Annotated in this window: 19 protein-coding genes; 12 read left to right on the top strand and 7 right to left on the bottom strand. The window is 34.5% G+C overall.

Annotated elements, in window-relative coordinates; genetic code table 11:
• The first annotated feature begins 1 nt into the window (after window position 1).
• The 12 genes from FA045_RS15890 (at window position 2) to FA045_RS15945 (ending at window position 10,230) form a co-directional block, all read left to right on the top strand.
• Complete coding sequence (locus FA045_RS15890) at window positions 2-709, top strand: response regulator transcription factor (RefSeq protein ID WP_136878070.1); 708 nt, start codon at window positions 2-4, stop codon at window positions 707-709.
• Window positions 709-1,242, top strand: coding sequence for a hypothetical protein (locus FA045_RS15895; RefSeq protein ID WP_136878071.1), 534 nt, complete (start codon window positions 709-711; stop codon window positions 1,240-1,242). Before FA045_RS15890 ends, FA045_RS15895 begins: the two co-directional genes overlap by 1 nt.
• On the top strand, window positions 1,235-2,260 hold the full coding sequence (hemE, locus tag FA045_RS15900) for a uroporphyrinogen decarboxylase (RefSeq protein ID WP_136878072.1): 1,026 nt from the start codon (window positions 1,235-1,237) through the stop codon (window positions 2,258-2,260). The genes FA045_RS15895 and hemE overlap by 8 nt, the downstream gene beginning before the upstream one ends.
• 43 nt (window positions 2,261-2,303) lie before the next feature.
• Window positions 2,304-2,537 (top strand): hypothetical protein, encoded by a 234-nt coding sequence (locus tag FA045_RS15905; protein ID WP_136878073.1) that lies wholly within the window; start codon window positions 2,304-2,306, stop codon window positions 2,535-2,537.
• On the top strand, window positions 2,537-3,280 hold the full coding sequence (locus FA045_RS15910; RefSeq protein WP_136878074.1) for a hypothetical protein: 744 nt from the start codon (window positions 2,537-2,539) through the stop codon (window positions 3,278-3,280). The genes FA045_RS15905 and FA045_RS15910 overlap by 1 nt, the downstream gene beginning before the upstream one ends.
• Window position 3,281: 1 nt before the next feature.
• Complete coding sequence (locus tag FA045_RS15915) at window positions 3,282-3,830, top strand: CopD family protein (protein WP_136878075.1); 549 nt, start codon at window positions 3,282-3,284, stop codon at window positions 3,828-3,830.
• Window positions 3,831-3,931: 101 nt separating this feature from the next.
• A complete protein-coding gene (locus FA045_RS15920; protein WP_136878076.1) occupies window positions 3,932-5,059 on the top strand; it encodes a hypothetical protein in 1,128 nt (375 codons plus the stop codon).
• Window positions 5,060-5,474: 415 nt separating this feature from the next.
• Window positions 5,475-6,044, top strand: a complete 570-nt coding sequence (locus FA045_RS15925) for an RNA polymerase sigma factor (RefSeq protein ID WP_136878077.1) — start codon at window positions 5,475-5,477, stop codon at window positions 6,042-6,044.
• Complete coding sequence (locus tag FA045_RS15930; protein WP_136878078.1) at window positions 6,025-6,768, top strand: hypothetical protein; 744 nt, start codon at window positions 6,025-6,027, stop codon at window positions 6,766-6,768. The genes FA045_RS15925 and FA045_RS15930 overlap by 20 nt, the downstream gene beginning before the upstream one ends.
• Window positions 6,769-6,874: 106 nt before the next feature.
• Complete coding sequence (locus FA045_RS15935) at window positions 6,875-7,693, top strand: outer membrane beta-barrel protein (protein WP_136878079.1); 819 nt, start codon at window positions 6,875-6,877, stop codon at window positions 7,691-7,693.
• 226 nt (window positions 7,694-7,919) lie between these two features.
• Entirely contained in the window at window positions 7,920-8,912 is a 993-nt protein-coding gene (locus tag FA045_RS15940; protein ID WP_136878080.1) for an ABC transporter ATP-binding protein, read from the top strand.
• A gap of 109 nt (window positions 8,913-9,021) precedes the next feature.
• On the top strand, window positions 9,022-10,230 hold the full coding sequence (locus FA045_RS15945) for an ATP-binding protein (RefSeq protein ID WP_136878081.1): 1,209 nt from the start codon (window positions 9,022-9,024) through the stop codon (window positions 10,228-10,230).
• 66 nt (window positions 10,231-10,296) lie between these two features.
• Here the strand turns inward: FA045_RS15945 and FA045_RS15950 are convergent, their stop codons facing one another.
• The 7 genes from FA045_RS15950 to FA045_RS15980 all read right to left on the bottom strand — a co-directional run bounded on the left by FA045_RS15950 (window position 10,297) and on the right by FA045_RS15980 (window position 21,949).
• Window positions 10,297-12,009, bottom strand: a complete 1,713-nt coding sequence (locus tag FA045_RS15950) for a RagB/SusD family nutrient uptake outer membrane protein (RefSeq protein WP_136878082.1) — start codon at window positions 12,007-12,009, stop codon at window positions 10,297-10,299.
• Between the two features lie 12 nt (window positions 12,010-12,021).
• Window positions 12,022-15,150: a SusC/RagA family TonB-linked outer membrane protein gene (locus FA045_RS15955; protein WP_205943176.1), complete on the bottom strand. Its 3,129-nt coding sequence runs from the start codon at window positions 15,148-15,150 to the stop codon at window positions 12,022-12,024.
• 484 nt (window positions 15,151-15,634) lie between these two features.
• Window positions 15,635-16,048 carry a hypothetical protein gene (locus FA045_RS15960; protein ID WP_136878083.1) on the bottom strand — a complete coding sequence of 138 codons (414 nt, stop codon included), beginning with the start codon at window positions 16,046-16,048 and terminating at the stop codon, window positions 15,635-15,637.
• Between the two features lie 150 nt (window positions 16,049-16,198).
• Entirely contained in the window at window positions 16,199-17,449 is a 1,251-nt protein-coding gene (gene ilvA, locus FA045_RS15965) for a threonine ammonia-lyase IlvA (RefSeq protein WP_136878084.1), read from the bottom strand.
• 426 nt (window positions 17,450-17,875) lie between these two features.
• Window positions 17,876-19,384 carry a 2-isopropylmalate synthase gene (locus tag FA045_RS15970; RefSeq protein WP_136878085.1) on the bottom strand — a complete coding sequence of 503 codons (1,509 nt, stop codon included), beginning with the start codon at window positions 19,382-19,384 and terminating at the stop codon, window positions 17,876-17,878.
• 4 nt (window positions 19,385-19,388) lie between these two features.
• A complete protein-coding gene (gene leuB, locus FA045_RS15975) occupies window positions 19,389-20,483 on the bottom strand; it encodes a 3-isopropylmalate dehydrogenase (RefSeq protein WP_136878086.1) in 1,095 nt (364 codons plus the stop codon).
• On the bottom strand, window positions 20,480-21,949 hold the full coding sequence (locus FA045_RS15980; protein WP_136878087.1) for an ATP-binding cassette domain-containing protein: 1,470 nt from the start codon (window positions 21,947-21,949) through the stop codon (window positions 20,480-20,482). The genes leuB and FA045_RS15980 overlap by 4 nt, the downstream gene beginning before the upstream one ends.
• Between the last annotated feature and the right edge of the window lie 59 nt (window positions 21,950-22,008).

The raw sequence follows: 22,008 nt of genomic DNA on the forward strand, positions 1-22,008 counted from the left end.
TATGCAACAGAAATTAAGAATACTATTGGTAGAAGATGAAGATCATTTACTAGACGCCATTAAATTAAACCTCGAGTTAGAGGGCTATAAAGTTCATGCTGTAAAAGACGGCAAAACAGCATTAAAAGTTTTTAAGGAAGAACGTTTTAACCTTATCATTTTGGATGTAATGTTGCCAGAAATGGATGGTTTTCAAGTTTGTGAAACAATACGTTTAGAAAATACAGAAGTTCCTATTTTGTTTTTAACGGCTAAAAATACTAATGAAGATCGCGTAATGGGTCTTAAAAAAGGTGCTGATGATTATTTGGTTAAGCCATTTAATTTAGAAGAGTTAATTCTTCGTGTTGGTATTTTGGTAAAACGCAGTTTAAAACCAGATGATTTAAAAGAATTAAACTCTTATAAAATTGGCGATAAAACAATTTATTTTAATTCTTTCGAATTGAAACAAGATGACGGTACTGTTGTTCCTTTAACTAAAAAAGAAACAATGCTATTAAAACTGTTAATTGAACGTAAAAACGAAGCTGTTTCTCGTGAGCAGATTTTAGAAACCGTTTGGAATTACGATGTTTATCCATCAACCAGAACAATTGACAATTTTATTTTAACTTTCCGTAAGTATTTCGAGCCAGATCAAAAAAATCCGGTATACTTTCACTCTATTAGAGGAGTAGGATATAAATTTACCGATAGTTCGCATTAATGTACAGCAATAAAGGTAGATATGCTTTGGCAGGGCTTTTTGTGCTTTGCACTGTAATTTGTGTTTATATTGCACAATATCAGTTAGCATCTGTTTCCTTTTTCTTATTCGCATTTATTTGGTGGAGCCACATTAAACATAGCTCTGTTCTATTGGCTTCTAAATATTTCAAAAATGCAGAATACGAGCGTGCTGATAAAATATTAGAAGAAGTTGAAAATCCGGAAAGGTTAGCAAAAAACCGTAGAGGGTATTATGAATTTATGAAGGCCAATATCGCTCTGCAAAGAGAAGATTATGAAGTGGCTGAATTTCATTTTCAATTGGCCAGTCGCTATCCTTTAGGTGGAAAAAACGATACTGCTTTTGTGTTGATACATTTAGCCAATTTAGCGCTAAGAAAGAAAGACAAAAATAGAGCTTTAACCTATGCCGAAAAGGCAAAAAGTTTAGCCACAACATCAAGAGCAACAGAAATTATTAAAATTATAGAGAAAGAGGCTAATGCAATAGCCGATATACAAGATGAATAATAACTTATTTTTAGACGCTGCAAATTCAAAATCTACAGAACGCCCACCAGTATGGATGATGCGCCAAGCTGGTCGTTTTATGCCACAATATTGGGAGATTAAAAACAAATATTCGTTTTTAGAAATGTGTAAAAACCCTGAGATTGCGGCAGATGTAACCATGTTGCCTGTTGATTTATTGGGTATTGATGCGGCTATTTTATTTTGCGATATTTTGGTAACTGGCGAAGCAATGGGTGGAGATTTAAGCTTTACCCAAGGCGTTGGTCCTAAATTTGCAAATCCGGTTCGTACTGCAGCAGATATAGACAAATTGGAAGTTGATGTTTTGGATAGATTGCAATACGTTGCTGATGCAATTAAAGTTATTCAACAACGTTTAAATGGAAGCATTCCTTTAATTGGTTTTGCTGGTGCACCATTTACGGTAATGAGTTATTTGGTTGAAGGTGGGTCAAGTAAAGATTTTAAGTTAACCAAGTTGTTAATGCACAATCACCCTGAATTAGCACACCGTTTATTAGCTAAAATTGCAAAGGTTACTACCGATTATTTGAATTTACAAATTGCGGCTGGTGTTAATGCTGTTCAATTATTTGATAGTTGGGCTTTAGCTTTATCATGGAATGATTATCAAGAATTTTCTCACCAGTACAACCAGCAGATTATTGCAGGCTTAAACAGAACAAATGTGCCTGTTATTTCTTTCTGTAAAGGAAGCTCTGTTTTTGCGCCAATTATGGCAGAAGCCAAACCAGATGTTATTTCAGTTGATTGGAATGCAGATTTGTTAAACATAAAAAATGCTTTACCTGCTGGGATAGCTGTTCAAGGTAATTTAGATCCCCATATTTTATACGCAGACCAACCTGTAATTAAAAAACATATTCATCAGTTATTCGAAAGAATGCGTGGTACCGAAGGCTTTATTTTTAATTTAGGCCATGGTATTATGCCAGATATTCCTTTTGATAATGTGAAATATGCAATTAAAGTAGTAAAGGAATTTAGGTATTAATAGAACGTTTTTTGTATATTAGCAATAGTTAGAAAGAATTGTTATGACTGTTAAATCTCTGAAAGACGAAGATAAACTTCCAATGCAGCAAATTATAAATGCTATTAATAAAAAAATGGATGATGTAATTAGGGTTATTGATGCTATGAATTTAGGAAGAACGGAAGTTAAAGAGGACGGTGTTTACAGAACTTTTAATGATGGAAAAATTGTTAAAATAGCGGATGGTGTTTTCAAAAAAAAACGTCTAAAAAATAAAAGAATTAAATTGTTTTAATGCCAAAACAACCTAAATTAAGGATTTTTGCTGGTCCAAACGGTTCTGGTAAAACTACTTTGTTTGATTCTATACAATCAATCTACTTTTCTACTAGGTTGTTTATTAATGCTGATAACCTAGAACAGTTTTATAAAAAAAGTAATTTCATTAATTTATCTGAGTTTGAAATATCCTGTACAGCAGAAGAGTTTAATAACTTTTGCCTACATAGTGGATTATATAAAAAAGCATTTTTTAATATTGAAAATTGGAATTTGGCTGTAAAATCTAATGTAATTGTAAAAGCAAATGATAATTTAGAAACCGTATTCAATTCATACCATTTTGCTATAATTGCCGATTTTATACGTCATACTTTAATTCAAAATAAACAGTCTTTTTCTTTTGAAACTGTTTTTTCTCACCACTCAAAATTAGATTTGATTGATTTTGCTCATCAACATGGCTATAAAGTTTATCTTTATTTTATTGGCACTGAAACACCATTAATGAACTTAGAAAGGGTTAAAGATAGAATTAAAAAGGGAGGTCATGCAGTTGAGGATGAAAAAGTGAAAAAGAGATATTTTTTGACGATGGGTTTGTTAGCCGAAATGATACAAAAAGCAAACGAAACTTATCTTTGGGATAACTCTGGATTAAAGCATAAATACCTTGGTAAACTGAAGAATGGATATGCTGAATTTGAGCATATCTCTGTTCCAAGATGGGTTGATACATATATTTTAGATAGAGTGTAAGATGGAAGAATACTACAGCTACTTCCTTGCAGTTCATATTGTATTTGTTATCAGTTGGATGGCAGGTTTATTTTATATTTTAAGCCTTTTTATTTATCATACCGAAGCACAAGATAAGCCAGAGCCAGAAAAAGCTATTTTAACAGCGCAGTTTACTAAGATGGAGGCTACGCTTTGGAAAATCATCGCCACTCCGGCAATGTTAATTTCACTTTTTGCTGGTATAAGTATGCTTTATCTAAATCCAGGTTTACTGCAGGCCGATTGGATGCATGTAAAATTGGCTTTTGTTGTCGCATTGCTGATTTATCATTTCATTTGCCAAAATATAGTTAAACAACTTAAAAACGGTGTTTATAAAATGAGCAGCTTTAAACTTAGGCTATGGCGAGAACTAGCTACCGTTTTTATGATTGCCATCGTTTTTGCAGTCAAACTTAAAGATGCTGTAGATTGGATTTACGGATTAGTTGGCATAATGGGTATTGCATTAGTAATTATGTTTGCTGTTAAAATTTATAAGAGATATAGAGAAAAAAAGGGAGAGTAAATCAAAAAATATATCATCCTGAACGTAGTGGAAGGATTATTTTTTGAATTGATAATGTGTCTTCGACTACGCTCAGACTGACAATTTCTAAAATAATTTAAATGAAAAAAAATCTACTTTTTGCTTTCATAATTTTACTTTCATTCGCTGCCAAAGCACAATTCAATAACGATGCAATTTTTAATCGTATTCGCCCAGCAGATAGCTTAGATAAAGAATTACACTTTAATTTCTACAATTTCAATTACGTTAGAAATTACGAATACTCCAATAAATTTCATGATGGTTACACCTTGTATGGTACACAATTAGAACCGCAATTGGTGTATTATGCCAATCCTAATTTAGCCATTACTGCAGGTGCTTATTTGCGTAAAGATTTTGGTAACGAAGGAATTTATGATGCACAACCATTGTTTAGCTTAAAATACCATAAAAAAGATTTAACCTTAATTTTTGGTAGCCTAGAGGGAAATATACAACACAATTATATAGAACCGATTTATAATTTTGAGAGAAAAATTACCACACCAATTGAGTATGGAACTCAGCTATTGGTTGAAAAAGAAAAATTTAGATTAGACAGTTGGATTGCATGGCAAAAAATGATTTACCGAGGCGATGCAGCTAAGGAAGAAATTGTGGGTGGTTTAATTACTGAAACCGATGTACTGAAAACAGAAAACTGGAAACTGACTATTCCTGTACAATTTTTGGCTTACCACCAAGGCGGGCAAATTGATGTTTTAAAAGATATTCCATTAACTACTTTATTTAATGGTGCTGCTGGATTTAAATTGCATAAAAAGATTGGCTATCGAATAAAAGAAGTTTTTACGGATAATTATTTGGCTGTTTATAAAGATTTTTCGCCAACTAAGGTTAGGGCTTACCAAGGCGGTTTTGGTTTATGGCTAAATGCTGGTATGGAAACTAAATGGGGTAGTTTGGTTGCTTCTTATTGGAAGGGAAATAAATTTATCACAATTAAAGGAATGCCATTGTATCAATCGGTTTCTGAAACTTTGTATGATGAAGGATTTACACAAAGCAGCAGAAATATTTTGGCTTTAAGATATGTTTACCAGAAACAGTTGATCCCAAATTTATATTTAGATGTTCGCTTTGAACCTCACGTAGATTTAGACAACTCTGATACGAACTTACAATTTAACCATTCGCTATTTTTAACTTATAAAGAGAGTTTTAGGCTTTTTAAGAGAAAATAAGGGGGAAGCTGAGGAGTTGAGTAGTTGGGAAGAAAAACTTACAATGTTTTATAGGTTGTGAATTGTGAAACATCGTAAGTTTAGCAAGCCCAAGACCCACCCTATGAAACACATCCTTTTGTTAAATAAACCCGATAGCAGTGGAAAGTTTTTGTCATCCTGAGCGTAGTCGAAGGACAAAAAGTTGAAACGAACAGCGGGACTGCAGCAGCTATGAAAAGCTGACACTCATTTTCAAAAGATTTTAAACATTAAGAAATGAAGAAGCATTAAGCTAATTAACTTAAGCCTTAATGTCGTATTTTTACATCTTTTAAATCATCCTAAAAATCTGTGAAATCTTTATTTAAAAATTTATTTGCAACACCGTGCAACCTTTTACCGCTAGGGTTCATCTACCCTATACAAACAGACAATGAAGGTGACTAGAACATATACGATAAATGATTGCTTAGATGGCTGCAAGGCGGGCGACAGGAAGACGCAAGAAATGCTATATAAGCTAACTGCATCGAAAATGTTAGCGGTTTGTATGCGCTATGCAAAAGACCGTATGGAAGCTGAGGATGTATTACAGATGGGTTATGTTAAGATTTTTCAGAAGGTAAAAGAATATCGTGGCGATGGCTCTTTTGAAGGCTGGATACGCAGAATTATGGTAAATACTGCCATTGAAAGTTACCGGAAAAACCTGAGAATGCTTAATGTAGTGCCAATTGAGGATGCTTATGAGCAACCATCTACAAATTTTGACTACAGTAGTTTAGGTATGCAAGATTTATTAAAAGTGATACAGAAATTGGCCGATGGCTACCGCATGGTTTTTAACATGTACATTATAGAAGGTTACTCGCACAAAGAAATTGCCGAAACTTTAGGGATATCTGAAGGAGCGAGCAAATCGCAATTGAGTAGGGCGAGAGCAATATTGCAACAAGAAATTATTAAAATGGAGGGCTTTGGTTATGCAACACATGCCGGATAAAGAATTTGATCAGTTATTTAGGGATAAATTTAGCGATGCTGAAATTGAGCCATCGGCAAATTTATGGGCAAATATTGAACAACAAATTGAACCTAAACTCAAACGCACATTTCCTATATATTGGATGGCTGCTGCAAGTGTAATAGTTGCCATAACGGCGATGTTAGTTTTTCAGAAAACAGAAAAAATTCAGTTACGCGGTGCAGATGCAATTGCAAATGTTACTCAATCTAATGTAGAACTTAATGTTGCAGATGAAAATAATACATCTGCTAATTTGCCTACCAAAAGTTTTGTAACGAATGAAAATAAAGGTGCTTCAAAAAAAATATCATTAATTGACGTGTCTGATAATAAGGGTGTTGAAGAAAAATCAAAAAATGTTGAAGAAGCCATGCAACCGATGGTAGCAGATACTCGTCTACAAATTAAACAACAAGAAGTTAGACCTTTAGTTATTGCGCCAATTAAAGAGACTGTTGTTGAAAGTCCAATTGTTTATACACAAGTAATTGTTCAGCAAGATTTAGATGAAAATTTAATAAGTGAAGACAATGTAGAGAAAAAAGGAATTAGAAACGTTGGCGACTTGGTAAACTTTGTGGTAGATAAAGTAGATAAAAGAGAAAAAAAATTGTTGAGATTTAATACTGATGATGATGACAACTCTTCTTTAGTGGGTATTAACATAGGATTTTTAAAGTTTAACAAGAAAAGCAAATAGGAGTAGGATTTTAGGATTTACAGGATTGTTAGTAGGAATGATAACATTACAACATTCAAACCTTTCAATATTATTAACATATTATATAAACCAAACAAACACACAAATGAAAACCTCAATTTTAACCACAGTTTTAGTAAGCGGACTTACTTTACTGGCAACATTAAGTGCAAGTGCACAACAAGATAGCGTAAAAAAAGATATCAACTACGGTAAAGGCATCACTATAAATGTTGGTGGTAGTGATAATGGCTTAATCACTCGAAACAATAGAGATACAGTAGATGCTAGCAAAGGTCGTTTTGTAGGTGGAATTACTTTTACTCGTTTTGATGTTGGTTTTTCTAAACTTATAGATAATGGAAGTTTTTCTTTATCGCCAGCTAATGAGTTTTTAGATTATAAAGCGGGTAAAACTAGTCATGTATCTTTTGATGTTTTACAAATTGGCTATAGATTTAACTCTAATTTTAAAATTTATGTTGCTGGTGGTTTCGATTGGACATTGATCCGTTTAAAAAGAAACATCACTATTGCTAAAGATAGTCCGGTGCTAACTTATACTACCGAAACACCAGAAGTTTTATATGAAAAAAACCGTTTCTCGAGCAGTTATGTTCACTTACCATTAAACTTTGAGTTAAGAAGCAAAGAGAATAAAAAAGGAAACAGATTTTATTTAGTAGCTGGACCAGAGATTGCTTTTTTAATTAATGGAAAAGTAAAACAGATTAGTGATGAATATGGAAAGGTTAAAATTAAAGATGATTACAATTTTGCACCTTTTAGATATGGTGGAACTGTAAGATTAGGTTATGGTAGTGCGGCTATTTTTGCTAAATATTATGCAAATGATATGTTTGATAGCGCACCACAAAAGGGATTGAAAAATATGGCTTTCGGTTTAACGTTAGGGTTAAATTAAGGAAGTCTAAAAAGTTGGGAAGTGAGTAAAGCTAGAAAGACCGTAAAACCTGAAATTGATGTGCCCAATGAACTACTGAACCACTAATAAATGAATTAGTAAACAAATACACCTGCCTGCGGCAGGCAGATACAACTTGATCCTGCAGATGTAAATTTGCAGGATTTTTTATTTTAGGCTATATCTTCCACCTTTAAGCTTAAACCTTTTTATTTATCTTTACAAAGTGAATTCTCAAATCATCTCTGTAAATAATTTAACCAAACAATACCAGCAAACTCAGGTTTCGGGTATTTCAAATATTAGCTTTTCAATTAAGCAAGGCGATATTGTAGCCATAATTGGCGAAAGTGGTAGTGGCAAATCAACTTTGTTGAAATGTATTTATGGTTTAATTAAAGCCGATGAAGGCGAAGTGCTGTTAAATGGGAAAAAAGTTAAAGGCCCAGATGAGCAATTGATACCCGGCAATGCCGAAATGAAAATGGTTACACAAGATTTTTCGCTAAACATTTACGCCAAGGTTTATGATAATATTGCTTCGATGTTATCAAACACTGATATTAAAGCTAAGCAAGAAAAAACTTTAGAAATGATGGAGCGTTTGCACATCACTAAACTAAAGGATAAAAAAATAATAGAGTTAAGTGGTGGCGAGCAACAGCGTGTAGCCATTGCAAAAGCACTAATTAGCAATACCAAGGTTTTATTGTTAGATGAACCTTTTAGTCAGGTAGATTCGTTATTAAAAAACCAGTTGCGTGCCGACATAAAGCGATTAGCTAAAGAAACTGGATTGACGATTATTTTAGTGTCTCACGACCCTACAGATGGTTTATTTTTGGCAGACCAGTTATTGATTTTGAAACAAGGCAAACTTTTACAAAATGATAGTCCAGCAGCAATCTATCAAAATCCATCGGATATTTATACAGCCAAAATTTTAGGAAATGCAGTGGTTTTAGATGCAAATGAAGCGGATAAAATCGGAATTAAAACAAGTAAAGATAATGTTGTTTTTTATCCAGAATGGGTAGAATTGAAAAGCACTTGGAACAGCCGTAGGTTTGAAGTTGAGGAGGTTTATTACAAAGGCTTTTACGATGAACTTTTGCTAGAACGCAATGGTGTTAAAATTAGAGCTTTACAACTAAACAGTGGCGAGCATAAAAAAAACGACCACGTACAAGCGAACATTGGTCGTTTTTTAGAGTTTTAATATTCTTATAACATTTACTTTGTAGCCACAGGTTTTTTTATAAATAAAAGTTGTAGTTATAGTTATAACTTTTTGTTATATTTGACATAGTTGTAAGTGTAATTATAAAATGAATATACCTTCTAAATTTATAAATCGCGATAAATACATAGCCAAAATAGAACCTTTTTTGGGTAAAAGCATAATTAAAGTGCTTACTGGTCAGCGAAGGGTAGGTAAAAGTTATTTAATTTTTCAGCTCATATCATATGTCAAGCAAAAAGATGAGAATGCAAATATTATTTACATCAACAAAGAAGATTTACAATTCGATTTTATTAAAAATGCTAATGATCTTAACCAATATGTTGCTTCTAAATTAAAAAACAAGCAGATCAATTATATTTTTATAGATGAAATACAAGATATTATTGACTTTGAAAAAGCTTTAAGTTCACTTTTGCTCAACGAAAATAATGATATATATATTACAGGTAGTAATGCCAAGATGCTTTCTGGAGAATTGGCTACTTATTTAAGTGGCAGATATATAGAATTTAATGTTTATAGCCTCTCGTATCCAGAGTTTCTGTTGTTTCATGATCTTGACAATAGTGAGAAGAGTATGGATTATTATTTTAGGTATGGAGGTTTGCCCTACTTAATTAATCTGCCATTAAATAATCAAGTGTTTGAATACCTTAAAAGTGTTTATGCTACCATTATATTTAGGGATATTGTATCTAGATATAATTTGAGAAGTAGTAATTTTTTGGAGAAACTGGTTGCCTTTATCGCAGATAATATAGGGAGCATGTTTTCGGCTAAAAAGATCAGTGATTTTTTAAAATCACAACAAGTAAAGATAGCGCCAAACCAAATACAATTATATAATCAATATCTAAGCAATGCTTATATTATTCACGATGTTGAACGTTATGATTTAATTGGTAAACGTATTTTTGAATTTGGAAGTAAGTTTTACTTTGAAAATCTGGGAATAAGAAACGCAATAATAGGATACAGACCAAATGATATAGGTAAATTATTAGAAAATATAGTTTATAATCATCTTCTTTATTTGGGTTATGATATAAAAGTGGGAGCTTATGCTACAAAAGAAATCGATTTTGTTTGTAAAAGAAATGGGGAATTGTTGTACATACAAGTGGCATTAAGATTAGATGCTGAAGACACTATTAAGCGTGAGTTTGGTAATTTATTAGCTATTGCAGATAATTATCCTAAATATGTAATTACAAATGATAATTTCGAAGGAACTAGTTATCAAGGTGTTAAACATGTAAATATTCGAGAATTTTTAATGTGGGATGATTAAGCATAAAAAAAACGACCACGTTCAAGCGAACATTGGTCGTTTTTTAGAGTTTTAATCTAATTGTTATTAATTGGTAGGATTTTGTGTTAGTTTTCCTGGATAAGAGTTAATCGCACTTTGTGGGATGTAAAATACTACCCTGAAATCATTTGCAGCTATGCTCGTACTTTGGTTTTGAGGACCAGGATAGACACGAGTAAGCGGTTTACCATTACGGAATACATCAAAACTACGTTCAGCTTGATATGCCAATTCCAATTGTCTCTCTTTATCGATCAATTCTGATGCATTTGTAGCATTTAAAGAAGTATAACCGCCATTTACAATAGAACGTGTCCTTATGGTATTCAAATCAGTAAGTGCATCGTTATATCTTTGCAACTTTGCATAAGCCTCGGCTCTGTTTAAATAAACTTCTCCTAATCTACTAATTACAGGAGAGTGCAGGTGAGAATTTTCTCCTTCACGCGAAGCTTTAGTGATATAGAATTGAGGGTAAACACGGTTCAAAGTAATAAAATAGTCGATTACACCTGTATAAGTTTTACCATTTTTATAGGTGATATTATAAATTTCCTGAGCAGCATCAACTGGTGTAAGTGTATAAGTATCTGTACCTTCTTTACAAGTAATTGTACTGCCACTTCTGGTAACAGTAGCCTGAACATAGTTTAATACATTACCTGTATCGTCTTTAATAAATCTAAATACTTCGGTATACGCTCCTGCAGCATTTTTTGAGTAAGTTGGTTCTATAAATGCAGCTCTGGCATCCACTATTTTGTATTTTTCTGGTCGCCAATCATTTCTTCCAGTTTCATTTAACAAACTGATATATTTAGCGCTTGCATACATTTCTCCCCAACCTTGTCCGCCAATATTTGCATACATGCCGCCAATGCCATAATAATGATCAAAACCAGAAAATTCAGTTGCCACACGTTTAATAGCAAAAATTGTTTCCTTGTTATTTTCAGGTGTAAAAGTGTTGTATTTCATGAAGTCAGCTCTTGGCAATAGACTAAATTTTGAGGATCCGGTAATCACTTTATTCGCATAATCTACCGCAAGTTGAGCAAAAGGCTGATTAGGGTTTTCGTAAGTTCCGCTCATGTACAAATAAACCCTCGAAAGCATAGCTTGTGCAGCTTCTTTAGAAGCAAAAGAAGCTCCTTTATTTGCGGTGATCATTTCTTCGGCCTTTTTTAAATCTGCAATCACTTGTTCGTAAGTTGCTTTAACTGTTGCTCTATCAGGTAAATTAGCATTGATTACATCATCAGGAGTGCCATTTACAATAGGTACGCCTAAATTAGTTTCTGGGCTTTGGTAATACGGACGCCCATAAGCACGAACCAAGTAAAAATACATCATGCCTCGTACGTAATAACATTCGCCAAGTTTACTATCCAATGCAGCATTTTTGCCTTGTGGTATCAACTTAATGATATTTGAAGCTTGAGCAATAGCCTTGTATCCACTGTCCCAAAATGTAGAAAGTCTACCGTTGTTTGGGGTTCTAGCAAAGGAAATGAACTCATAAAAAGCATCAGTAGAAGATCCTCTAATCATGATATTGTCTCCAGCATATTCGCCCAAACGGTGCATTGGATCAGACCAAGCCTTAAGCTGCGCATAAACACCATTTAATAAACCATCTATAGATTCTTCTGGATTTTGGTTAATTCTCTCAGATTCCATTGATCCGAAAGGAGCTCTATCAATCTCGCAAGATGATAATGCAATTGTAGCTATGATAATAGTTAATATCTTTTTCATTATTTATTTTCTTTAGAATGAAACATTAAGTCCTAACATAAATTTTCTGTTCATAGGATAAATAGATGGCCCTGTTGAGAATAAGATAGATTCTCCATTTGCAGGTAATTCTGGATCTACACCTGAATACTTTGTAATTACAAATAAATTCTCGCCAGCTACATAAACTCTTAAATTTCTAACTTTATATTTTTTCAAATCGATATTATAACCTAAAGCTAATGAGCGCATTCTAAAAAAGTCATTGTTCTCTATAAAACGTGATGAAGTGGAATTTCCCTTATCTTGGTTGTTATATCTTGCAACAGGGTGGGTTGCAATGTCGCCTGGTTTTTGCCATCTATTCCAATTATCCATTAATACCATTTGGTTTCTGTCGGTATAAGTTCCATCAGAATCGTATTCTTGACGAGAGTAATTATATACTCTACCGCCAATAGAATAACCAAAAACTGCATTCATATCTAGGTTTTTCCATCTTAGGGAAGTAGTAATACCACCGAATAAATCAGGAGAAGCTTTACCTAGTTTTTCTTGCGTAGCTTGTGCATAATTTGAAGTAGTTGTTCTTGCAGTTTCATTTCCGTTGGCATCTCTAGTTACCCTGTACCACAGTGGTAAGCCATTTTCTGGGTTAACGCCTGCCCATTCTGGTAAATAATAGGTGTCAACAGGTAAGCCAATTTGTAAGATGCGTTGAGCCGATCCTGCAATACCTAAACCATCACCAATAATGATAGGTTTAGCGGTGTAGGTACCATCAAGGTTTCTAGTTTTGTAAATATCAGTAAGCTTATTTACGTTAGTACCTAAATTCACATCTAAGCTCCATGTTAGGTTATCATTGCGGACAATATCACCTCCTAACGCAACTTCTAAACCTTTGTTTTGCATTTTACCAACATTTTGCCAAATACTTGTAACACCTGTTAAGCCAGAAATTGGTACATTGTATAAAATGTTATCCGTGTTTTTAATATAATAATCAATTGTTAATCTCAATCTATTGTTAAATGCAGCAACATCTAAACCTACCCCACTTGTATAAGTTTCTTCCCAGGTAAGGTCTTTATTGCCAATTTGACTAATTAAAAGACCTGGAATGCCGTTGTAACCTGCAGCTGGATTTACAGAATATAAATCGTATTGCGGATATAATGAACTTGGGCGGTTACCTACTGTACCATAAGAAGCACGAAGTTTTAAGTTATTGATCAAGTTTGTTTTAAACCAGCTTTCGCGATTGATATTCCATCCGCCACTAACAGAGAAGAAGTTACCGTATTTTTTACCAAAATTCGAAGCACCATCTCTACGGAAAGATACTTGTGCTAAATATTTGCCATCGTAAGCGTAATTAGAATTAACAAATAAAGATTGAACAGCCCATTCACTTATTCCTCCTCTGGTTCTTTCTGGTTTAGAAACCACATCTAGCACTTCAAAACCTGGCAATAAACCTGTTCCATATACATCTAATGTTTTGCCTACATAATCATTAAACTCATAAGCTGCTAAAGCATTTAAACTGTGTTTCCCCCAGTTATTGTTGTAACGCAACATTTGGTTGGTGTAGCGACGCGTGTACTCAGATCTATACTCCGTGATACGGCCATTTACGCTTTGTCCATCATTTGAGCGAGGATCTGTGTAACCACTAGCGCTGTAGGTATTGAATCTGTAGTTATTAACAGAAGAGAAAGTAAGATTTTTAGTGATATTGATATCAAAATCTAAATTACCCATTAACTCATAATTGTTGTTTTTTGACTTGTTCCACTGTAAGTCGTACAAATAATTTGTTGATACACTATTTACCCATGAGCTTGAACGATGCCCCACTAAGTTTCCATTTTCATCGAATGGACTATCCCAAGGAAGGTTCGAATACATCGAAGTTACCGAGTATTGACGATCGGCTACAGAACGACGAGAGCCTACAATAGCTGGCTTAACTGTTAACCAACTTAAAGGTTTGTAAGTAGTATTTAATCTAAAGTTATAACGTTCATAGTCGTATCCTTTAATTGCACCTGATTCGTCATAATAACCTACAGATAGAAAAGATTGCAATTTTTCAGTTCCTCCTTGTATAGAAACATTATGATTTTGGTTAAAGCCTTCTGTGGTAGCCAAATCCCACCAGCTAAAGTTACTGTTGCGCAACTCTGGTTTCCAACGTGGAAAACTGATGGTGTTTGCATTGGCAAAAGAGCTAAAATAATCATATAACTGTGCACCATCCATTACCTGCAAGTTACCATTGGTTAAAGTGGTAAAACCAGCTTTCGATGAAACATCGATTGTCATTTGTCCTGATTTGGCTCTTTTAGTAGTAGCGATGATAACTCCATTTGCACCTTGCGAGCCATAAATTGCAGTTGATGCCGCATCTTTTAATACCGTTAGGCTTTCGATATCATCAGGGTTTAAATCTCCAGGATTAGAACCAATAATTACCCCATCAATTACCCAAAGCGGACTAGTTGTTCCGCTTAAAGTAGCTTGTCCCCTAATAATTACCGCACCTGCAGCGCCTGGTCTTCCAGAACCTGGTGCAACAAATAAGCCTGGCGCTTTACCAGCTAACATGTTTTGCACATTTGGTGAGGTAACAGTGGTTAAGTCAGTACCTTTTATCGTACTTAAAGCACCCGTAAGGCTTTCTTTTTTCTGAACGCTGTAGCCTACAACTACTAGCTCATTTAATGACTCTACTGATTCGGCAAGTGCAATGCTACCTAAAGTAGATCCAGTTACAGTAACTTCTTTTGTGGTAAAACCAATTGAACTGATGATTAGAATGTCGCCTGTTTTTGCATCAATAGTAAATTTTCCTTCTGCATCAGTAGATGCAGCTTTAGTTGTGCCTTTAACTTTTACCACTGCACCTGGAATTAGACCACCCTTTTGATCTTGAATTGTACCAGAAATAGGATCCCAAAGAGGGGCGGTTGTTGTGGATGCTAATTTGTCATTAACATCATTTTTATTAAAAGAATAAATGTTTGCGTTTGCAAACGTTGGGATACATATAGTCAATAAAGAAATCATCTTTATTGTAGCCGAAAAGATGCTAAAAGGTTTTTTCCCTTCTATATGCAGTAGCTTAATGTTGTTTTTTTGGTTAATTTTTTTCATTTGGACTAAAAAATTAGATTTAAATAGTTGTTGGTAAAGCATTTAAATTGCCTTTTAGAATTGTTGGTTGTGCTGTAAAAGTTTAATTCATACATAAGTTATTTAGTATTTGGATTAAACTAATGTAGCCATAACCATAACAGAGTTTACCAGCTAACACTACGCAAACGTTTGTTAAATACGATTTAATTTTATCATAAATAACAAGGTTTAGGATAGATATAGACCTGAATTTTGAAGAAAATAAGGAGGGGAAGAATAGAAATACTTTTTTAAACTTTAATAGGTTCAATTACTAAGCGCAAACGTTTGATAATTGTTAACCCTATCTTAAGAAAATATTAAAAACTTGTTTTTATGTTAGCTTACAGCATTTTTGTTGTGAAATGTGTAATTATTATTTTTAGGTTTTAAGAAAGTAGAATGCATAAAAAAACGACCAAGTTTATTAAACATTGGTCGTTTTTAAAGAATTTTAATTTTTTTAATCTTGGAAAGACTCAATTAAAACAATCTTTACTCGAGTTCTTGATGTGGGTCTATCAGGAATGGCTTCTTGAAAATCGGATGATTGTATATCTATATCAATTCTACCTTGGCTCACTGAATAACTATAGGCTTGAACATCATAAACAAATGGCAATTGTTCGTAAAAATTTCCATCACCTCTAGAGATATAAACTAAAATTGCATCATTTTCGAAAGTTCTAGGGTCAATGCGACTTTCACTTAATGATGCAGTTAAAGTAAATCCATCGCTACTTGATTGCCATGCACTTGGCTCAATATATTTTATAATTGTGAGGTTGTTAGCACCATTTTGTACAATAGTGTCTTTTTTGCAAGACGCCAGACCTAGTGTGGCAATGCAAAGTAGGATTAAGGTTAGCTTTTTCATGTTTGTGTGTGTTTTGCAAATTGTAATGCAAAACTATTGCCAATATTTAATAAGCTAAAATTCAATATTGGTAAAACTACTTTGTCAATCTTTTTACAGATTAACAAAGTTTATTTTCTTTGGTCTTTCAGCTTTAGTCTTTTAGCTTTATTAAACCAAATATTCAAACAAAGTTTGATCCTGATTTAATTCAATAATTTCAAATTTAAATTCCTTCATCCTTTGCAATAAACTTGCATAATCATTCTTGTTGGTCAGCTCAATACCCACCAAAGCAGGACCATTTTCTTTGTTAGTCTTCTTGATAAATTCAAAACGCGTAATATCATCTTGCGGACCTAAAACTTCGTTTACAAATAACTTTAAAGCTCCCGGACGCTGAGGAAAGCGAACGATGAAATAATGTTTCAATCCCTCAAAAAGTAAAGATTTCTCTTTAATTTCTTGCATTCGCTCTATGTCGTTGTTCCCGCCACTAATCACGCAAACAATATTTTTACCTACAATTTGATCTTTTACTTGGTCTAACGCAGCAACAGATAAAGCACCAGCAGGTTCTACTACAATGGCATCTTCATTATAAAGCTTTAAAATAGTGGTGCAAATTTGCCCTTCAGGTATTAAATAAGTAGAGCTTAGTAGTTCCTTGCAATACTTGTAAGTAATCCAGCCCATTCTTTTTACAGCCGCACCATCTACAAATCGTTCAATATTTTCAACGGTAATTGGTCCGCCATTTTTTAACGCTTCGCTTAATGAGGGTGCACCCATTGGCTCAACACCAAAAATTTTAACCTCAGGTTTTACAGTTTGCAAATAGGCACTAACACCAGATGCCAAACCACCACCACCAACCGGTACAACAATAGCATCTAATTCAGGTAAATCCTGAAAAATTTCCATTGCAACGGTGGCCTGTCCTTCAATTATTTTTTCATCATCAAAAGGAGGGATAAATGTCGATGACTTTTCTTCGCAATAAACTAAAGCTTCTTTTAAGCAATCATCAAAGTTATCACCAACTAAAATAATTTCAATATTGTCGCCACCAAACATATTTACTTGTTTGATTTTTTGCTTTGGGGTAATTTCGGGCATAAAAATTACACCTTTAATATTTAATTTTTTGCAAGAAAATGCTACACCCTGAGCGTGATTACCAGCGCTTGCACATACAATCCCATTTTTTAAGGCAGATGGATCTAGCGTACTGATTTTATTATAAGCACCACGCAATTTATACGAACGTACAATTTGTAAATCTTCTCTTTTGAGATAAATATTGGCATTGTATTTTAACGACAATCCTTCATTATACTCTAACGGGGTGCGTTTTACAACCCCTTCTAAAGTTTTAAATGCGCCTTCAAAATCGAATGTATTTTTTATGGTATTGTTCATTTTCTTAGTTTCAAGTAGTTAGAATCAAGTATCGAGACTAGATTTTAATCATATTAATTTGAAAAGCAGGTTCCTGAGCTTTTCGGTTAGGGTTGTCCCGCCTGCCTGCCGGCAGGCAGGCTTTTCGTTTCAATCTTTTTGCGATTGTCAGTCTGAGCTTGTCGAAGACCTGCATCAAAAAGTATTTCCACTTCAATCGGGTTTAGAAAACTAAAGGCAGTGCAATAAAATAAAATCCTCCCCCTAACCCCCTCCAAAGGGGGACACCCCTCACAGTTTTTTATGCGTATCGCAATTTTTAATCTTTGCTATTTCTCCTTAACAAGTTGTTCGCTAGGGTTTAAACCACCAAACTTTGTTTTCCTCTCCTTTGGGGAGGAACGTGCAGGAAATTAGCCCAAGTAAAACCTTTCAAAAGGTGGGGCTTTACAAAAACTTATTAATCGCATCTAAATACGCATTTGCCGATGCTTTTACAATATCTGTACTAAAACCATACCCTTGATAAGATTTTCCTTCAAAACTTACACGCATATTTACCTTGCTCACGTCATCACTTCCGCCATGCATTGCTTGTATAGTAAATTCTTTAAGCTCAATGTTTTTTCCAATAACACTGGTTATAGCTTTTACAGTCGCGTTAACAGGTCCATTTCCGGTTGCCGTAGCTTCTTTTTCTTCGCCGTTGTATTGCAATTTTATATTAGCCGTCGGACTTTCATTATCGCCACAAATTACATGTAACAAGCTTAATTTGTAACCATTTTTGTAAGCACTTTCATCGCCATCACTCATTAAAAATAACAAATCATCATCAGAGATTTCTTTTTTCTCATCAGCCAAAACCAAAAAACGTTGGTAAACATCATCTAAGTTTAATTTCTCATTATCATAACCCAATCGCTCTAAGTGATGTTTTAAAGCGTGTCTTCCACTACGTGCGGTTAAAATAATGCCAGCTTCTATTAAACCCACATCTTCAGGGTTCATAATTTCGTAGTTTTCACGGTGTTTCAAAAATCCATCTTGGTGAATGCCAGAACTATGTGCAAATGCATTTTTACCAATAATCGCTTTGTTTGGCTGTACAGGCATCCGCATCATGCGGCTCACCATGTTGCTAATTTCCGTAAAATGTTTGCTATTGATGTTAGTGTGCAAATTTAAAGCTTTGTGCGTTTTTAAAATCATCGCCACTTCTTCTAAAGCTGTATTACCAGCTCTTTCGCCAATACCGTTTATGGTACATTCAATTTGGCGAGCACCATTTACAATTCCGGCTACAGTATTTGCGGTTGCTAAACCTAAATCGTTATGGCAATGCACAGAAATAATGGCTTGATCAATGTTTTTTACATTTTCTTTCAAGTATAAAATTTTCGCACCATATTGTTCTGGCAAACAATAACCGTTGGTATCTGGAATGTTTACTACCGTTGCGCCAGCTGCAATTACAGCTTCAACCATTTGCGCCAAAAACTCATTATCGGCCCTGCCAGCATCTTCTGCGTAAAACTCAATATCTTCTACAAATTTTTTGGCATACTTAACTGCATCAACAGCACGCTCTAAAATTTGCTCACGGGTACTATTAAATTTATACTTAATGTGCATATCAGAAGCACCAATACCAGTGTGGATACGAGGATGTTTCGCATATTTTAAAGCAGCAGCAGCCGAATCGATATCACCTTTGTTAGCTCTAGTTAATGCACAAATAATAGGGTTGGTAACCGCTTTTGATAGTTCTACTACGCTCTGAAAATCTCCCGGACTAGAAATAGGAAAACCGGCTTCAATTACATCTACGCCGAGTAATTCTAAGGCTTTTGCAATTTCTATCTTCTCTGGCGTAGACAATTGGCAACCAGGAACTTGCTCGCCATCGCGTAAAGTGGTATCAAAAACGAAAACTCTATTTGGATCGTGTAACATGCTTTTATGAATTAGTGGTAACGGTTTGTGTTAAAAATTTAATGACTAGTTTACCCATTTCTTGGGTGCCTAATACTTTGTATCTATTGGTGGTGGTGTCTGCAATGTCGTTGGTTCTAAAACCTTCTTTTAAAACTTTATCAACTGCATCAACCAATGTTTTTGCTTCTTCTTTAAGTCCGAAACTAATTTCGAGCATTAGCGCTGCAGATAGGATTGAAGCCAATGGATTTGCCAAATCTTTGCCCGTAATATCATGTGCAGATCCGTGAATTGGCTCGAAAAATCCAGTGCCATCACCTACAGAAGCAGAGGCTAACATCCCCATAGAACCTGCAATTTGCGAAGCTTCATCTGTTAAAATATCCCCAAATAAGTTCGCTGTTAAAACCACATCAAATTGTTTTGGGTCTTTAATCAGTTGCATGGCTGCATTGTCGATAAACATGTGCGAAGTTTCTACATCTGGGTATTGTTTCGCAATTTCTTGTACGGTTTCTCTCCATAAACGAGAGCTTTCCAATACATTTGCCTTATCAACCGAGCATAATTTACCTCTACGTTGACGAGCTGCGGCATAAGCCTTATGCGCAATTCTTTCAACTTCATATTTATGGTAAATCATCAAGTCTGAAGCTGTATTTCTATCCTCAGAACGTGTTTTCTCACCGAAATAAACATCGCCAGTTAATTCTCTAAAGAACAAAATATCAGTTCCTTTTAAAATGGTTGGTTTAATGCTCGATGCCTGTAAAAGTTCATCAAATAATAAAATAGGGCGGAGGTTAGCATACAAACCCAGTTCTTTTCTAATTTTTAATAAACCTTGTTCTGGTCTTACTTTTAACGAAGGGTCGTTATCATATTTAGCATGACCAATAGCGCCGAATAAAATAGCATCGCTTTTTCTCGCTTTTTCTAAAGTTTCATCAGGCAACGGTGTTCCTGTAACTTCAATTGCCGCATGGCCCATCAGTGCTTCATCAAAAGTAAATTCATGGCCAAAAATTTCGGCGATTTTCTCTAATGCTGCTTTCCCCCATTGGGTAACTTCTGGTCCAATTCCGTCTCCAGGAATAACTAAAATGTGCTTATTCATGCTAATTCTTTTTGTATGGTGTATGCTTTTGTATTTTCTATAGCTTCTCCTTGGCTCAAAACTAATTTGTGCGTAAGGCTTTTTGGTAATTGCGATTCAAAGTGGCCAACATAGATTACGGTCATGCCATTTGCGCATAACGCATCAACCAGTTGGTTAAAATGTTGTGTTTGTTGTTGGTCTAAACCTTGGCAAGGTTCATCTAAAATCAATAATTCAGGATTTTTAATAATAGTTCTAGCCAATAAAACCATTCTTTGTTTTCCCAACGGGAGATGATTTAATAACTCGTTTTTGCTTTCAGTTAAGGCGAAATATTCAATCAGTTCATCAACTTGAGCCGCTTTGCTGTAAGGTAATTGTTGAAACAAACCTACCGAATCATAAAAGCCAGAGGCGATGCTTTGCCAAACTGTAGCAGAGGCATCAAAATACCAGTGAAATTCTGGCGATATTAAACCGATGCGTTTTTTAATATCCCAAATGCTTTCTCCACTACCTCTCTTATTGCCAAAAAGATAAAGTTCGTTAGCATAAGATTGCGGATGATCACCATTAATTAAACTTAACAAAGTTGATTTGCCGGACCCGTTGTGGCCTTGTAACAACCATTTTTCGCCTGCTTTTACTTCCCAATTGATGTTTTTTAAAACTTGTTTTTCTCCATAGCTGATATTTACATCAACCATTTTGACAATATTTTGCGAAGAATATAAAGGGGATTGCTTTAAAAAATCAGGTATTTCTTTTAAACGATTTTCAGTATGGGATGAGCGTTCAAAAGAATCAACTGCAACCAATTTACCATCTTTTATTTCTGCAAAGCGATTAATGGATGTTGGTAATGCTGTATCGTTACAGATCAAAATCAATTGAACTCCAGCAGCTGCTGCTTTATCCAATAAAATATTTAGGCTTTTACGTGATGCCACATCTAAACCTGTATATGGTTGGTCTATAATTAGCAATTGCGGTTTTAACCACAATGCTTTTACCAATTGTAACTTTTTATGTTCTCCGCTTGATAATTCAATCAATTGCGAACTGGCAAAAGTTGAGAAGTTTAAAGCTTCTAAAATTGGTTCAACCTGATCTAGATGTAAGTTGTTTTCTTTGCCATAACTCACCAATTCTGCATGTACAGTTAAGGAATTTTTAGCCTGCTGACTGGTATACCTTTGCTGATAGTAAAAATTGGCAACGCCTTCTACATTTTTAAACTGATACCAACTTTCTACAAATAAAACTTCGGCAGGCAACTCGCTAGCTGTATTGAAGTTGATTTTTACATCTCCAATTGCGGTTTGCTTTCTTGCAATAATTTTAGCTAACGAAGTTTTTCCACTTCCACTAACACCACCCAATTGCCAGTTTTCACCATGTTGGATAGTCCAATTCAAATCCACTAACACCTGCTTTTGCTGGTATTTTAGGTTTAGGTTTTGAATGTTGACTAATGGTTGCATTTTTCTGTTTAAATTTTATGTTGTCGTCATTGCGAGGAACGAAGCAATCTTAAAGCGAT

The sequence above is a fragment of the Pedobacter cryotolerans genome, assembly GCF_005116475.1.
Classification (GTDB): domain Bacteria; phylum Bacteroidota; class Bacteroidia; order Sphingobacteriales; family Sphingobacteriaceae; genus Pedobacter; species Pedobacter cryotolerans.